Annotated in this window: 15 protein-coding genes; 11 read left to right on the top strand and 4 right to left on the bottom strand. The window is 66.5% G+C overall.

What is annotated here, in order from left to right; all coding sequences use genetic code 11:
* The first annotated feature begins 54 nt into the window (after positions 1-54).
* From ABQE89_RS14065 to ABQE89_RS14075, 3 genes are read left to right on the top strand one after another with little or no spacing between them, the layout of a single operon-like run.
* Positions 55-582 (top strand): DinB family protein, encoded by a 528-nt coding sequence (locus ABQE89_RS14065; protein ID WP_448417493.1) that lies wholly within the window; start codon positions 55-57, stop codon positions 580-582.
* Position 583: 1 nt separating this feature from the next.
* A complete protein-coding gene (locus ABQE89_RS14070) occupies positions 584-1192 on the top strand; it encodes a DinB family protein (RefSeq protein ID WP_448417495.1) in 609 nt (202 codons plus the stop codon).
* Complete coding sequence (locus tag ABQE89_RS14075) at positions 1192-2163, top strand: alpha/beta fold hydrolase (protein ID WP_448417497.1); 972 nt, start codon at positions 1192-1194, stop codon at positions 2161-2163. Before ABQE89_RS14070 ends, ABQE89_RS14075 begins: the two co-directional genes overlap by 1 nt.
* Here ABQE89_RS14075 and ABQE89_RS14080 read toward each other — a convergent pair.
* Complete coding sequence (locus ABQE89_RS14080) at positions 2087-2425, bottom strand: hypothetical protein (RefSeq protein ID WP_448417499.1); 339 nt, start codon at positions 2423-2425, stop codon at positions 2087-2089. The genes ABQE89_RS14075 and ABQE89_RS14080 overlap by 77 nt on opposite strands.
* Before the next feature lie 175 nt (positions 2426-2600).
* The gene (locus ABQE89_RS14085) at positions 2601-3197 is read right to left on the bottom strand and encodes a TetR/AcrR family transcriptional regulator (protein ID WP_448417501.1); all 597 of its coding nucleotides are present in this window, start codon (positions 3195-3197) and stop codon (positions 2601-2603) included.
* Between the two features lie 94 nt (positions 3198-3291).
* Here ABQE89_RS14085 and ABQE89_RS14090 point away from each other — a divergent pair, with 94 nt between their 5' ends.
* The 6 genes from ABQE89_RS14090 to ABQE89_RS14115 all read left to right on the top strand — a co-directional run bounded on the left by ABQE89_RS14090 (position 3292) and on the right by ABQE89_RS14115 (position 9575).
* Positions 3292-4287, top strand: coding sequence for an oxygenase MpaB family protein (locus ABQE89_RS14090; protein ID WP_448417605.1), 996 nt, complete (start codon positions 3292-3294; stop codon positions 4285-4287).
* Between the two features lie 109 nt (positions 4288-4396).
* Positions 4397-5755, top strand: coding sequence for an ABC1 kinase family protein (locus ABQE89_RS14095; protein WP_448417503.1), 1359 nt, complete (start codon positions 4397-4399; stop codon positions 5753-5755).
* Complete coding sequence (locus ABQE89_RS14100) at positions 5756-6661, top strand: alpha/beta fold hydrolase (protein ID WP_448417505.1); 906 nt, start codon at positions 5756-5758, stop codon at positions 6659-6661.
* Positions 6662-6715: 54 nt separating this feature from the next.
* Positions 6716-7579 carry a cyclopropane mycolic acid synthase family methyltransferase gene (locus tag ABQE89_RS14105; protein ID WP_448417507.1) on the top strand — a complete coding sequence of 288 codons (864 nt, stop codon included), beginning with the start codon at positions 6716-6718 and terminating at the stop codon, positions 7577-7579.
* A gap of 111 nt (positions 7580-7690) precedes the next feature.
* On the top strand, positions 7691-8560 hold the full coding sequence (locus tag ABQE89_RS14110; RefSeq protein ID WP_448417509.1) for a cyclopropane mycolic acid synthase family methyltransferase: 870 nt from the start codon (positions 7691-7693) through the stop codon (positions 8558-8560).
* 118 nt (positions 8561-8678) lie between these two features.
* Positions 8679-9575: a cyclopropane mycolic acid synthase family methyltransferase gene (locus tag ABQE89_RS14115; protein WP_448417511.1), complete on the top strand. Its 897-nt coding sequence runs from the start codon at positions 8679-8681 to the stop codon at positions 9573-9575.
* A gap of 15 nt (positions 9576-9590) precedes the next feature.
* On the opposite strand, the gene ABQE89_RS14120 is transcribed toward ABQE89_RS14115, so the two are convergent.
* Positions 9591-11108: a PE-PPE domain-containing protein gene (locus tag ABQE89_RS14120; protein ID WP_448417513.1), complete on the bottom strand. Its 1518-nt coding sequence runs from the start codon at positions 11106-11108 to the stop codon at positions 9591-9593.
* Positions 11109-11291: 183 nt separating this feature from the next.
* On the opposite strand from ABQE89_RS14120, the gene ABQE89_RS14125 reads away from it, so the two are divergent.
* Entirely contained in the window at positions 11292-11588 is a 297-nt protein-coding gene (locus ABQE89_RS14125; RefSeq protein ID WP_448417515.1) for a hypothetical protein, read from the top strand.
* Between the two features lie 78 nt (positions 11589-11666).
* Positions 11667-14423: a helix-turn-helix transcriptional regulator gene (locus ABQE89_RS14130; protein ID WP_448417517.1), complete on the top strand. Its 2757-nt coding sequence runs from the start codon at positions 11667-11669 to the stop codon at positions 14421-14423.
* Here the strand turns inward: ABQE89_RS14130 and rplA are convergent.
* Entirely contained in the window at positions 14420-15139 is a 720-nt protein-coding gene (rplA, locus tag ABQE89_RS14135; RefSeq protein ID WP_448417519.1) for a 50S ribosomal protein L1, read from the bottom strand. The two genes, ABQE89_RS14130 and rplA, sit on opposite strands and share 4 nt — an antisense overlap.
* Positions 15140-15158 lie beyond the last annotated feature (19 nt).

Here is a 15158-nt window from a genome sequence, read left to right on the forward strand (position 1 = left end):
TCTGCCGCACTCATAGGACCGAAACTGTCCTATACCGCTGTCACTGTGGGGGTCATGAACATCTCGCATCTGATGGCCGATCAACTCGACTGGCACTGGACGCACCAACTCAGGGCGCGGTTCGACGGGCTGTCCGACGATGAGTACTTCTGGTGTCCGGTGTCGGACTGCTGGACTCTGCACCGCGACGGGTCGATCGATTTCGCCTATCCGCCGCCTCAGCCCGAACCGTTCACCACGATCGCCTGGCGACTCGCCCACGTCATCGTCGGTGTCCTCGCGATGCGTAACCACTCGCATTTCGGCGCGCCGGCGGCCGGCTACGACACCTGGCCGTACGCGACCGACGCGGCGAGCGCGCTTGACCAACTCGACGAGCAGTACCGGAGATGGATCGACGGGGTGCGCGGATTGTCCGATGAGGATCTCGAGCGGCCGTGCGGGCCGGCCGAGGGACCGTACGCTGACTATCCGCTGGCTGCACTGGTGCTGCACATCAACCGTGAGGTCATCCATCATGGTGCCGAAATCGCCTGTATCAGAGATCTTTACGCACACACCGTCAACAAGGGAGACCGCTGAGATGCCAGGAATGCCGCCACCCGCCCCCGACGAGCGCCAGAGCCTGCTGGAGTTCCTGAACTTCCAGCAGAACGCGTTCTTCGCCACCGCCTACGGCCTGACCGACGAACAGGCCAGGGCGACGCCGTCGGTGAGTTCACTGTCGATCGGCGGGCTGGTCAAGCATGCCGCCGGGGTGCAGAAGGGCTGGACCGAGCGGGCGGCGTGGGCTCCGGAACTCCCGCCCAAGGACGACCGTCCGATGGCGGAGGTGATGGCCGAGTACGCCGATCAGTACGTGATGCGCGACGACGAGACCCTCGAGCAGTTGCTCGACGGCCTCAAGACGCAGAGCGCCGAGACGCTGCGGGTGTTCGCCGCGGCAGAGCTGACCACGCCGGTCCCGGTGCCACCCGAGGTGCCGTGGTTTCCGCAGGACGTCGGCCACTGGTCGGTGCGCTGGGTGATTCTGCATCTCGTCGAGGAGTTGTCCCGGCATGCGGGCCACGCCGACATCATCCGCGAATCACTGGACGGCGCAACGATGTACGAGTTGATAGCGGCGCACGAGCAGTGGCCGGAGACCGAATGGATCAAGCGCTGGAGACCGGCCGGCGGTACCGTCGACTGATGCAAACCCGAAGCGGGATGGCGGTCTGTAAAGACGTCTCGCTGTGTTACGAGGACCTCGGCGACCCTGCCGACCCGGCGGTGCTCTTGATCATGGGCGTCGGCGCTCAGCTGCCGATGTGGCCCGACGGGTTCTGCGCCCAGTTGATCAAACGGGGCTTTCGGGTGATCCGTTACGACCACCGCGACATCGGGCTCTCGACGAAGTTGTCGGGCCTGCGCGCCGAGGGGTCGGTCTATCGGCGGGTGGCACGGTATCTGGTGGGACGCACCAGTGCGGTGCCCTACACGCTCGTCGACATGGCCGACGACGCCAGGCGCCTGCTGGACTATCTGGACATCGACCGTGCGCATGTCGTCGGGGCGTCGATGGGCGGAATGATCGCGCAGGTGCTGGCCGGCAGCCATCCGGATCGGGTGCGGTCGCTGGGCATCGTCATGTCGAGTTCGGGCAAGGCGTTCTCGGCGCTACCGAAGTGGCGGGTGATCCGCTTGGCGTTCGGGGCGCCGGCCAGGGATGCGTCGTGGGAGGAGCGGCTGGCGTTCGAGGTACGCAACGTGTCGATCATCAACGGCCCGAATTTCCTTCCGCCCGTTGACCAACTGCGTCGGCGGGTCGAGGAGTTGCGCGTCCGTAGTGACTACCCGCAGGGCATGCTGCGGCAGTTCGACGCGATCCTCGGCACCGGCAGCCTGTCGCGCTACACCCGCAACATCACCGCACCGACGGTGGTCATTCACGGCACCGAGGACCCGATGGTGCGCCCGCGCAATGGCCGCAACCTGGCACGCGTGATCGACGGCGCGCGATACATCGTCGTCGACGGGATGGGCCACGACCTGCCCGAGCCGGTGTGGCGCCCGGTCACCGAGGCGCTGGCGGAGAACTTCGGACTCACGACCGCAGCCAGAACTGGTACGCGTTCTCCTCGCGACTGCCATTCCGCCGGGCTTCGTCGCGAAGGGCCATGACGCGCTTGTGGATGTAATGCTCGGTCGAGCGCGGCATCTGGCCGGGGCCGTAAAGGCCGCGGCGCAGCCAGCGCGCGCGGCCGCGGCGCACCTCCCAGCGCAAGGCGTCGGACACGCTCTTGGGCGCGGGGTCGGCCACGGCGAAGCCCTGAAACTCGAGAAGGTCGATCATCTCGGTGATGGTGGCGGCGCCGTGCACGGCGAGGTTTGTCGTCAGCACGTAGCGCAGTTCGATGCCGCGCAACAGTTTCGGCCCGGTCATGGCGACACCGTGACACGCGGCAGTGACAACTTCCGGTGAAGCCCCGGTTGGTAACCCCCTGCGTTGCCAACCTCTGAGCGAGTTTGTCGCTCAACTACTACCGACCAGAGTGACTTCAGCGAGTAAATCGCTCAGAGGTTGGCACGACGACTATTACCGCCCCGTAGACCGGCCCCTATCGCAGCACCATCTGCACCGCGTAGTCGACCACCGCGTCCAGATCGGTGCCGAGTCGGCCGGCCAGCCACTGCTGTGCCAACTCGGCCATCGCGCCGGTGTACAGCGCGGCGCCCACTTGTGCCGCCACGGGGTCCGACCCCGGCTGCAGCCGCCAGCCCTCGGTCAGCACGCCTTCGCGCAGCAGGTCCTGGGTCGCGGCCCGGCGCGCCGTCAGCACCGGGTTGGCGCGCGCGTCGGTGAACAGAATCCGGCCCCGCCGCGGGTCCTGCGAACTGAACCCCAGCACCGCGGCGATCCCCGCCCGCGTGCGGGCGCGCAACGACTCCCCCGCCACCGCCATCGCGGCCTCCACCGCCTCGGCGAGCTGCGCGCTCACCTGGTCGTAGACGGCGCCGAGCAGATCGTCGGTGTCGGCGAAACTCTCGTAGAAGTAGCGGGTGTTCAGTCCACATTCGCGGCTCACCGAACGCACCGACACCGCGGCCTCACCACCGTCGCCGAAGAGCCGCAACGCCGCGTCGATCAGCTGCGCGCGGCGTTCGGCGCGGCGGTCCGTCAGCGGAACGCCGGCCCAGCGGGTCGGACTGGTCACCACGACAGCGTAGGCCGAAACCGGGTACATCTGGTCACATGCGTATCCAAATTGTATTCTGGGTACAGCCGTGACCAGAAAGGGAGCCGCCGTGATCCTGCTGCCCCACCAGTTCGTCGGAGAGTTCCTCAATCAACGCTTCGACAAGGACATCCGCCGCAATTACTTCCGCGGGATGGAGTTCGCCGCCCCCGTCGGTGACCCCGGCTGGTTCGGACCGGGCAGCGCCGTGTGGCACGTGCACTCCCATATGCAGGCACTGATCTTCGGACTGCAGTGCGCGGCGTTCATGGAGCGGCTCGACCCGTCGATCTACTGGATGGGGATGCACCACTCCCGGTTGGTCAAGCGCGACGAGAACGGCGTGGCACGCCCGGAGATCGATCCCAAGGGGGCCGTTGTGCGCCTGGGTCACTCGATCGCCTTCTTCATCGGCACCGCCTACGGCTCCACCGAGACCGCCGAGCGGCTCGCCGAAACCGTGCGGGCCATGCACCACACGATCAAGGGCACTCGGCCCGACGGCGCCCGCTACGACGCCGACGACCCCGAATGGCTGCGCTGGAACTACGCCACGGTGGTGTGGGGGCTGGCCACCGCACACCAGCTGTATCATCCGAACCCGTTGCGCGGTAAGGAGATCGACCGCTACTACGGGGAATTCGTGCGTGTCGGTCATGCGTTGGGCGGCACCGACCTCCCCGAGACCAAGGCCGATACCCTCGAGTGCCTGGAGTCCTACCTGCCCCGACTGGCGGTCACCCACGGCACCGCCGTGGCCACCGGACCCGACCTGCCGCTGGCGCAGAGCGCGGTCAACTGGGCCGTTCGCGACACCATGCCCAGGTGGGCCAAGCAGTTGATCCAGCACAAGGACCCCAACATCTTCGAGCGCACCTCCCGCCGCGCCGCGGTGTGGGCCGTCATCAACGGTCTGCACGTCGCGCAGGGCCCGATCCCGGAGTTCCGGCAGGCCCAGGCCCGGGTCGAGGCCGGCACCGACGTGCCGCACACCCTGCCGACCTACACCCCCGGCAGCGACCCGGCGCGCACCCGAGAGGACATCGAGCGCAGCTTCGCCTCGGTCTGAGGCCACCAGCCCCTCGGAGTCGGGGTGAGACCGCTCGCGCAGGCGCGCGTGATGTGAGCCGATCCACAGCTTTCGCGGCGCCACCGGCAAATTTGAGACACTGGCCGTTATGAACACGACGAAGCAGCGCGACGGCGCCAAGCTGGACCGGGTACCGCTGCCGGTCGAGGCGGCCCGGATGGGCGCGACGGGCTGGCAGGTGACCCGCACCGGGGCGCGGGTCGTCAGCAAGCTCGTCGGACGCGGCTCGTTGCAGCAGAAGATCGTCAGGGAGATCCCGAAGACGTTCTCCGACCTCGGCCCCACCTACGTCAAGTTCGGCCAGATCATCGCGTCGAGCCCCGGAGCGTTCGGCGAGCCGCTGTCCAGGGAGTTCCGCAGTCTGCTGGACCGGGTGCCGCCCGCCGACCCCGATCAGGTCTATCGGCTGTTCCGCGAGGATCTCGGGGACGAGCCCGCCAACCTGTTCAAGAGTTTCGACGTCAAACCGTTCGCATCGGCCTCCATCGCGCAGGTGCACTACGCCACCCTGCACAGTGGCGAGGAAGTTGTCGTCAAGATCCAGCGGCCGGGCATCCGCAGGCGCGTCGCGGCGGACCTGCAGATCCTCAAGCGTGGGGCGCGGCTGGTGGAGTTCGCCAAGCTGGGCCAGCGGCTCTCGGCGCAGGACGTCGTCGCCGACTTCGCCGACAACCTCGCCGAGGAACTCGACTTCCGGCTCGAGGCACAGTCGATGGACGCCTGGGTCGCACACATGCACGCCTCCCCGTTGGGCCGCAACATCCGTGTGCCGCAGGTGTATTGGGATCTGACCAGCGAACGGGTGCTGACGATGGAGCGGATCAACGGCACCCGCATCGACGACGTCGCCGCCATCCGCAAGAAAGGCTTCGACGGCACCGAACTGGTCAAGGCGCTGCTGTTCAGCGTGTTCGAGGGCGGACTGCGGCACGGCCTGTTCCACGGCGACCTGCACGCGGGCAACCTCTACGTCGACGACGACGGCAAGATCGTGTTCTTCGACTTCGGCATCATGGGCCGCATCGACCCGCGCACCCGTTGGCTGCTGCGCGAACTGGTCTACGCCCTGCTGGTGAAGAAGGACCACGCCGCGGCAGGCAAGATCGTCGTGCTGATGGGCGCGGTGGGCACCATGAAACCCGAGGCGCAGGCCGCCAAGGATCTGGAGAAGTTCGCCACGCCGCTGACGATGTCGACGCTGGGTGACATGAGCTACGCCGAGATCGGCAAGCAACTGTCCGCGCTGGCCGAGGCCTATGACGTCAAACTGCCGCGCGAACTGGTGCTGATCGGCAAGCAGTTCCTCTACGTCGAGCGCTACATGAAACTGCTCGCCCCCAGGTGGCAGATGATGAGCGATCCGCAACTGACCGGCTACTTCGCCAACTTCATGGTGGAGGTCCGTCGCGAGCACGACGACGAACTCGACGGCGGGATGCAGGCCTAGATGCAGATCCGTACCGGCACCGCCAAGTCCGGCGACATCGACATCCACTACGAGGACATGGGCGACCGCAACGATCCCGCGGTGCTGCTCATCATGGGCCTTGGCGCGCAATTGTTGTTGTGGCGCAAGGACTTCTGCGAGAAGCTGGTCAACCAGGGCCTGCGCGTCATCCGTTACGACAACCGCGACGCCGGCCTGTCCACCAAAGTGGGTGGCCACACCGGCGGCGCACTGCTGCCACGGATGCTCCGCTCGCTTCTCGGGATGCGTAGCCCGGCGCCCTACACGCTCGAGGACATGGCCGACGATGCCGCCGCGCTGCTCGATCACCTGAACATCGACGGTGCCCACGTCGTCGGCGCCTCGATGGGCGGGATGATCGCCCAGGTCTTCGCGGCCCGGCATGCCTCACGCACCAGGACGCTGGGGGTGATCTTCTCGAGCAACAACCAGGCGCTGTTGCCGCCGCCGGCGCCCAGGCACCTGCTGGCGCTGTTGCGACGGCCCACCGACGGCACTCGCGAGGCGATCATCGACAACGCCATCCGGGTCAGCAAAATCATCGGCAGCCCCGGCTATCCGGCGCCCGAGGAGCGCCTGCGTGTCGAGGCCATCGAGGCCTACGACCGCTCCTACTATCCGGCCGGCATCGCCCGCCAGTTCAGCGCGATCCTCGGCAGTGGCAGCCTGCGCCCGTACGGCCGGCGGATCACCGCCCCGACCGTCGTCATCCACGGCAGGGCCGACAAACTCATGCGGCCCGCCGGTGGCCGCGCCGTCGCCCGGGCCGTCAAGGGGGCGCGTCTGGTGCTGTTCGACGGGATGGGCCACGACCTGCCGCGTGAACTGTGGGACGACGTGGTCGGCGAACTGAAGACCAGGTTCGCCGAGCACCAGGCCGGCTGAGCGGTTATCCTGCGCTCGACAGCAAACCGCACAGCGCAGCGAATCGAGTCGTCAGTGACAGCAGTGTCTGAACCCGACTTCGAGTTGATGCAGTCGATCTACGATATCTCCGACCACTTCTACGAACTGTTCCTCGGCCCGACCATGGGCTACACCTGCGCCTACTACGAGCGCGACGACATGACGCTCGACGAGGCCCAGAACGCCAAGTTCGATCTGGCGCTGTCCAAGCTGGGGCTCGAGCCCGGCATGACCCTGCTCGACGTCGGTTGCGGTTGGGGCGGCGGACTGCAGCGGGCGGTCGAGCGCTACGACGTCAACGTGATCGGCCTGACTTTGAGCAGGACCCAGTGCGCGGCCGCCGAGGCCCGGCTGGCCAAGATTCCGACGCAGCGCACCGTCGACGTGCGGCTACAGGGTTGGGAGGACTTCGACGAGAAGGTCGACCGCATCGTGTCGATCGGCTCGATGGAGCACTACGGCCACCGCAAGTACGAGGCGTTCTTCGACACCACCTATCGCGCACTGCCCGACGACGGCGTGCTGCTGCTGCACACCATCTGCGGGTTCCACCCCTACGAGATGCACCGGCGCGGTCTGCCGCTGACGTTCGAGATCTGCCGGTTCATCAAGTTCATCGTCACCGAGATCTTCCCCGGCGGCCAGTTGCCGTCGGCGGACCTGATCGAAAAGCACGTGGCCAGAACAGGGTTCACCCTGACCCGCACGCAATCGCTGCAGCCCCACTATGTGCGCACCCTCGATACCTGGGCGGCCAACCTGGCGGCGAACCGCGACCGGGCCGTCGAACTGCAGTCCGACGAGGTCTACGAGCGGTTCATGAAGTACCTGACCGGCTGCGCGGATCTTTTCCGCAACGGGTCGATCGACGTCAATCAGTTCACGCTGCACAAGTAGCGACTAGTTAGCTACGGCAACGAGCGCGTAGCATCGGTGGCTCATCACAATTCAGCGCCTGCGAGTACCCGAACGCCCGGAGTCACTGATCCGCCAGGAAGGCGCCACTAGATGGCCAAATCAACACATTTGCGACCGCATTTCGAAGATGTTCAGGCTCACTACGACCTGTCCGACGACTTTTTCCGGCTGTGGCTGGATCCGACGCAGACCTACAGCTGCGCGTATTTCGAACGCGACGACATGACCTTGGAAGAAGCCCAGCTCGCCAAGATCGACCTGGCCCTGGGCAAGCTCGCCCTGCGGCCGGGGATGACGCTACTCGACGTCGGTTGCGGGTGGGGTTCGACGATGATGCGGGCGGTCGAACGCCACGACGTCAACGTCGTCGGCCTGACGCTCAGCGCGCACCAGAAGAACCACGTCGAAAGGCTTTTCGCGAGCTCCGACAGCCCGCGCAGCAGACGCGTGCTGCTGGCGGGCTGGGAGGAGTTCGACGAACCGGTCGACCGGATCGTGTCGATCGGTGCCTTCGAGCACTTCGGCTTCGACCGCTATGACGATTTCTTCACGATGGCGCACAGCGCGCTGCCCGACGACGGCGTGATGCTGTTGCACACGATCACGGCGTTGACGCTGCCGCAGATGGCCGATCGGGGCATCCCGCTGACGTTCGCGGTCGCGCGCTTCGTCAAATTCATCCTCACCGAGATCTTCCCCGGGGGCAGGCTGCCCTCGATCGAGAAGGTCGAGGAGCATTCGGCCAAGGCCGGCTTCGCGCTGGCCCGTCGCCAGTCACTGCAGATGCACTATGCGCGGACCCTGGACACCTGGGCCGAGGCGCTGGCCGCGCACAAGGACGAGGCGATCGAGGTCCAGTCCCAGGAGGTCTACGATCGCTACATGCACTACCTCACGGGGTGCGCACACGGCTTCCGCGCGGGTTACATCGACGTCAATCAGTTCACCTTGCAGAAGTAACACACCGCGTTACGGCGGGGATTGCGTCCAGGCGCAAACGAAACGCTAGGGTACCACCAGACCAAAGGGTGACGACGCCGCTCTACGCCGCCGCCCAGGGACGCTAACCAGGGGAAATATGTCTGATAACTCATCCGGCACCAAGGACATGACGCCGCATTTCGAGGACATCCAGGCCCACTATGACCTGTCGGACGACTTCTTCGGGGTGTTCCAGGACCCGACGCGCAAGTACAGCTGCGCGTACTTCACCGGCCCGGACGTGACGCTGTCCGAGGCCCAGATCGCCAACGTCGATCAGCACCTCGACAAGCTGGATCTCAAGCCCGGGATGACGTTGCTGGAGGTCGGCTGCGGCTGGGGGCCGACGCTGCAGCGGGCGATGGAGAAGTACGACGTCAACGTCGTCGGCCTGACGCTGAGCAAGAACCAGCAGGCCTACTGCAACGAGCTGCTGAGCAGGGTCGACAGCAAGCGCACGTTCGACGTGCGCCTGGAGGGTTGGGAGCAGTTCCACTCCCCCGTCGACCGCATCGTGTCGATCGAGGCGTTCGAGCACTTCGGTTTCGAGCGCTACGACGACTACTTCAAGACGTGCTTCGACATCATGCCCGACGACGGCCGGATGACGATCCAGAGCAGCGTCGGCTATCACCCCTATGACCTGGCCGAGCGCGGTAAGAAGCTGACGTTCGATCTGGCGAGGTTCGTCAAGTTCATCATCACGGAGATATTCCCGGGCGGGCGGCTGCCGACCACGAAGATGATGGTCGAGCATGGCGAGAAGGCCGGCTTCGTGGTGCCCGAGCCGCAGTCGCTGCGGAATCACTACATCAAGACGCTGGGCATCTGGGCCGCCAGGCTCGAGCAGCACAAGGACGAGGCCATCGCCGCCACCGACGAGGAGAACTACCACCGCTACATGCGGTACCTCACCGGCGCCCAGTACTACTTCGTCGACGAGGCCATCGACGTCAGCCTGGTCACCTACCTCAAGCCGGGCGCGGCGGCGTAGGTCCTCGCTCGGGCGTCAGGCCGCGGCGCCGGGGGCTTTAGCGGCCCCGACCGCTCCATCCTCGCCCTCGCCGTCGGTGACGTCGTCGTTGACGGCGTCGGTGACATCGTTGGTGACGGTGCCACCGGGGGCGTTGGCCACCGTTGCGTCGTCGGCACCCACCGGGTCCTGTCCGGCCGCGTCGATGTCGTTCATGACGATGTCGTCTCCGCCGCCGTCATCGTCGATTCCGGTGTCGTCCGTGTCGCCGAGCTCGTCTTCGCCGCGCGGACCGGTCGTCTCGTCGGCCGGCGGGTCGGTCGACTCGTCGATGATCGCCTCGTCGGACGTCTTGTCGCCGAAGCTGCGCTGCTGCGCACCGAAGGCCAGCACTTCCGGCTCGGGCGGGGCGATCATGGTCGTCCCACCGCCGAAGGCGTTCTCGATGCCCTCACCGATGGCACCGATGAGGTCGACGCCGACCTGGATCCAGTTCGTGTCGAGGTTGAACGGCAGCGGCGTGGCCCACCGCGTCTTACCGGGGTCACCGCTCCAGTCGTAGCCGAGTTTGATCAGCACCTCGGTCGCCGGTGTCACGAGGTCCACCAGCGGCTTGATCAGCGCGTCCAACGGGGCGGGCACCGACGACAGCAGCAGGTTGTACATCGGCAGCCCCTTGGCGGGCAGCATCCAGTACCGGTTGCCGTAGGAGTCGACGCGGCAGTTGGCTCCCGGGCAGTCGCCGTCGAGGATCTCGGCGATCTCGTCCTCGGAGTAGCCGTAGGCGATGGGATCGTCGGGACCGTTTCCATCCGGCGTCAGGTAGTAGCCATGCACGTCCTCGAAGGCCGCAAACGCGTTGATCAACGCCAGCACGTTGCCGAAATTCACCGGCGCATACATCACCGGGTCGAATTCGTATCCGATGAAGTCCATCGCTTTGCCGATGTCCTCGGCCAACTCGACCGGGGTCGCCGGGCCGAATGTGATGTCCAAGAACGGAATCGTCGGCAGAAAGCCGAACCGGGTGAACAGCCCGCCGTCGGGGTTGTAGGCGTTGCCGATGAGCACGACGCCGGCCACCTTCTCCAGCAGCTCGGGATTCTCCGCGAGTCGCCGCAGCGCATCCGACACCACGGCACCACCCTGCGAGTAGCCCAGGACCAGTGCGCCGTCGGGGTCGGTGAGGTTCTGCACCGCGCCGACCAGACCGTCGACGCCCTGCCCCACCGAATCGTTCCAGGTATCGCACCGGCCCGGTTGGCACCAGGTGGGGAAGATGATCAGCGGAAAGAACGACGCCGGGTAGTCGATGCCTTGCAGATTGCAGCCGTTGGTCGACGTGCACGACGGATTGAACGGCGCGCTGTAGCGGTCGACGAAATGCTCACGGTAGAACTCGACGTTGTTGGCGTCCGGTGTGCCGGTCCCCGGAACGATCAGCGCGGTGGCGGCCAGGCTGATCGCCGACATCAGCGCGGCCACCGCACCCATCACCGCGGTGCTGAACAATCCGAGCAGGAAAAGACCGACGAGGCGTATCCCCTTACGCATGTGTCAACAATGGCACTTTGCGCACGGACCGTTGGGCGATCGGAGAAACTTTCCGACGAAAACTGACCGAGCCTGCCGAAATACCGCCGTGCCGAAATTGTGATCATGCGGTGCGAATACTTCGCGAATACATAGGGAAACACCCGATTCCCTCGACGCCGCACGCCGCTACCGTGTCCTGCTATGGACGGCGTTGAAGACCCGGCGTGCTACCTCGCCGAGTGGTACCTGCCGGAGTTGACGAAGCAGTCGGTCGACGACATCGTCACGCGCCTCGACGCCGCAGCCGCCACCGTCAGCGACGAGGGGTCACCGGTCCAACTGCTGGTCACCGTCGCGGTTCCCGGCGACGAAGTGCTCTACGGGGTGTTCGGCGCCTCCTCCCTGGACATCGTGTCGCGGACGTGCATGCAGGCGGGAGTTCCGCATCAGCGGTTGTCCGGCCACGTCGGCACCCGGATACGGCGAGAACTCGCCTGACGTCGCCATGTGTCTGACGCCTGACGAGGCGTCACCGGCTCGTTGTACCCTCGACTCGCTTTAACCAGGGGGTAGGTCATGGCTTCGGGCGTCGTCGAACGTCCTGCCGAGTTCCGGACCGTTGTGGAGTTTCTGGACTCGACAGCACGACAGCCGTCCGGTCTCGTCATCGACGGCGAGGCGGGTATCGGCAAGACGACGCTGTGGCTGGCCGGGGTGGAAAAGGCACGTGAGCGCGGATTCCGGGTGTTCTCCGCCCGCGCCGCCGAAGCCGAGACCGCGCTCACCTATGCGGCGGTGGCCGATCTGCTCGCCGACGTCGACCAGGCGGTCATCGCCGCATTGCCCGACGTGCAGCGCCTCGCCGTCGACCGCGTCCTGCTTCGGGCCACCGGCGCAGGACCACCGACAGACGAAGGGGTGGTCGCCGCCGCCGTGGCGGCGATCGTCGACCGGCTGGCTGAAGACGCGCCGGTGCTGGTGGCGGTCGATGACGTGCAGTGGCTCGACGCGTCTAGTCAGTCCGTGGTGACGTTCGCGGTCCGACGGTTCAGCGGGCGGGTCGGGCTGTTGTTCACCGAGCGGACGGCGCACGAAGGCCCGAGCGCGGCCCAGGGGCTGCAGTTGGCCATTCCGGACGGCGTGCGGACGGTACACGTCGGCCCGCTGAGCCTGGGAGGTCTGCACGCGCTGGTCTCCGAGCGGTTGGGGCGGTCGTTTCCGCGCCCGACGATGGTGCGCATCGCGGACATCTCCGGCGGAAACCCGTTCTACGCCCTGGAATTGGCGCGAGCCATCGAGGCGGGCGCCAAAGAGTCGTTGCTGCCCGCGACGCTTGCGGAGTTGATGCGGCAGCGGATCGGTCGGTTGCGAGACGAGACCCAGGATCTGTTGCTGGCCGCCGCGTGCGCCGCGGCACCGACGGTCGGGTTGCTCGCACAGGTGACGGGGACGACGACGGAGCGCGCCGTCGATCTGTTGGGCGAGGCGAAAGCCAAGGGCATCATCGCAATCGACGGCGATTCGGTGCGGTTCACGCACCCGTTGCTGGCGCGCAGCGTATACACCGATGCGACGCCGGGTGCGCGCCGAGCCATGCACCGAGCGCTGTCGGAGACTCTTGAGCCGCTCGAGGTGCGGGCCCGGCACATGGCGCTGGCCGCGGCGAGCGCCGATCCCGATACGCTGCAAGCCCTCGACGACGCCGCCGCGGTGGCCTCCCAGCGCGGCGCCCCGTCTACCGCTGCCGAACTGCTCGACCTGGCCATCGGACTTGGCGGTGACGCACCGACCCGGCGCATCCGCGCCGCGGACCACTGCCTGCACGCCGGAGACCTGGAGCGCGCCTACACCCTGCTGGACAGCATCATCGATCGAATCCCACCGGGAATCGAGCGGGCGATGGCGCTGAACCTGCTGGCCGCCATGAGGATTCACCACAACAGCTTCACCCGCGCCGTCAGCATGCTCGAGGAAGCACTCGACAACACCGAGGGTGACCGTGAGGTTCGGGTGCGCACCCTGCTGCTGTTGTCGTATGCGCGGCTCAACGCCGGTGAGTTCGCCGAGGCGTTGCAGAACGTCGAGCGTGCTGCGTCGTATTCGGAGGACGTCGGCGATCCCGATCTCACCAGCCAGGTGCTGGCCGTGCGGGCGACCATCGCCTGCATGTGCGGGCGCGGCGTCGACCTGGGGAGTCTGCGCCGTGCGTTGGCGTTGGAAGAGCCCAACAGTGACGCGCCGATCGCGTTTCGGGCCAGCGCCAACAACGCCTTGATGTTGGCGTGGGTAGGGCGCCTCGACGAGTCCAGCGAGTTGTTGGCCGAGGTGCGCCGTCGCTGCATCGAGCGCGGCGCGGAAACCGACCTGATTTTCGTCGCCGTGTTCAGCGCGTTGACCGAGATTTGGCGCGGCAGATACGACGAAGCGGCCCGGGTTGCGGCGGAGACGGTGGAGAGGGCGCAGCAGCTCGGCGGAGATCACATGCGCATCATTGCGATGACGGTGTCGGCTGCGGTGGCAGCGTATGCGGGCGATCAGGCGAAGACCCGCGAAAAGGCCGCCGGAGCAATTGATTTGGCTTACCGCTGCCAGTCACCGCGACTGGCGGACTGGGCGTCGGTCAGCCTGGGATTTCTCGAGGTGTCACTCGGCCGCTACGAGCAGGCGGTGCAGGCGCTGAAACCGCTGACGGCGAGGTTCGAGTTGCTGCCGGGCACCGAGATCATCACCGTGGGTTACGCGCCGGACGCGATCGAGGCACTGATCGCACTGGGCCGCGCCGATGAGGCTGAACCGATGATCGAAGCGCTGGAGAGCAATGGCCGGTTGGTGGATCGGCCGTGGATGTTGGCCACGGGCGCACGCGGTCGCAGCCTGTTGCTGGCGGCGCGCGGTGACATCGGCGCCGCGTGCGAGATGGCCGAACAGGCACTGGCCCATCACAAGCGGCTGCCGATGCCGTTCGAGCACGCGCGGACGCAGCTTCTGCTCGGCCAGTTGCAACGCCGGCACCGCAAGAAGGACGCCGCACGCAAGACGCTGACCAAGGCACTGCAGACCTTCGAATCCCTCGGGGCGCCACTGTGGGCCGACCGTGCGCGCGCCGAATTGGAGCGCTTCACCATCACGTCGGGCAAGACCGAAGGGCTCACACCGGCGGAGCGGCGCGTCGCCGAACTCGCGGCCAAGGGCATGACGACTCGCGACGTGGCCACGGCACTGTTCATCAGCCCGAAGACGGTGGAAGCAAACCTCGCGCGCATCTACCGCAAGCTGGGCATCAAGACCCGTGCCGAACTCGGGCGCGCGATCGTCGGTACCGAGGAAGGTTAGGCCGCCGTCGTCTCGGCGGTGAAGTTGCGGGTGATCGACGGGTCGACCGGAATGCCCGGTCCCGTCGTCGTCGAGATCACGATCTTCTTGAGATAGCGACCCTTCGACGATGTCGGCTTGGCCCGCAGGATCTCGTCGAGCGCGGCGCCGTAGTTCTCGGCCAACGCCTTCTGGTCAAACGATGCCTTGCCGATCACGAAGTGCAGGTTGGCCTGCTTGTCGACGCGGAAGTTGATCTTGCCGCCCTTGATGTCGGAGACCGCCTTGCCCACATCGGTGGTCACCGTGCCCGTCTTCGGGTTCGGCATCAGCCCACGCGGACCGAGCACGCGTGCGATGCGGCCCACCTTGGCCATCTGGTCCGGTGTGGCGATCGCGGCGTCGAAGTCGAGGAACCCGCCCTGGATCTTCTCGATCAGGTCGTCGCTGCCCACGATGTCGGCGCCGGCGGCCTCGGCCTCAGCGGCCTTCTCCCCCACCGCGAACACCGCCACCCGCGCGGTCTTACCGGTCCCGTGCGGCAGGTTCACGGTGCCGCGCACCATCTGGTCGGCCTTGCGCGGGTCCACGCCCAGCCGGATCGCCACCTCGACGGTCGCGTCCTGCTTCTTGCTCGACGTCTCCTTGGCCAGCCCGACCGCCTCCAGCGGCGTGTACAGCCGGTCGCGGTCGATCTTTTCGGCGGCCTCGCGGTATGCCTTGCTCTTCTTGCTCATTGCCATCTCCTGATTTCAG

The organism is Mycolicibacterium sp. XJ1819 (assembly GCF_053483675.1).

Coding starts and splice junctions, on each gene's coding strand:
- ABQE89_RS14065 (WP_448417493.1), top strand. CDS start 55: ATGAACATCTCGCATCTGATGGCCGATCAACTCGACTGGCACTGGACG.
- ABQE89_RS14070 (WP_448417495.1), top strand. CDS start 584: ATGCCAGGAATGCCGCCACCCGCCCCCGACGAGCGCCAGAGCCTGCTG.
- ABQE89_RS14075 (WP_448417497.1), top strand. CDS start 1,192: ATGCAAACCCGAAGCGGGATGGCGGTCTGTAAAGACGTCTCGCTGTGT.
- ABQE89_RS14080 (WP_448417499.1), bottom strand. CDS start 2,425: ATGACCGGGCCGAAACTGTTGCGCGGCATCGAACTGCGCTACGTGCTG.
- ABQE89_RS14095 (WP_448417503.1), top strand. CDS start 4,397: ATGAACACGACGAAGCAGCGCGACGGCGCCAAGCTGGACCGGGTACCG.
- ABQE89_RS14100 (WP_448417505.1), top strand. CDS start 5,756: ATGCAGATCCGTACCGGCACCGCCAAGTCCGGCGACATCGACATCCAC.
- ABQE89_RS14110 (WP_448417509.1), top strand. CDS start 7,691: ATGGCCAAATCAACACATTTGCGACCGCATTTCGAAGATGTTCAGGCT.
- ABQE89_RS14115 (WP_448417511.1), top strand. CDS start 8,679: ATGTCTGATAACTCATCCGGCACCAAGGACATGACGCCGCATTTCGAG.
- ABQE89_RS14120 (WP_448417513.1), bottom strand. CDS start 11,108: ATGCGTAAGGGGATACGCCTCGTCGGTCTTTTCCTGCTCGGATTGTTC.
- ABQE89_RS14125 (WP_448417515.1), top strand. CDS start 11,292: ATGGACGGCGTTGAAGACCCGGCGTGCTACCTCGCCGAGTGGTACCTG.
- ABQE89_RS14130 (WP_448417517.1), top strand. CDS start 11,667: ATGGCTTCGGGCGTCGTCGAACGTCCTGCCGAGTTCCGGACCGTTGTG.
- rplA (WP_448417519.1), bottom strand. CDS start 15,139: ATGAGCAAGAAGAGCAAGGCATACCGCGAGGCCGCCGAAAAGATCGAC.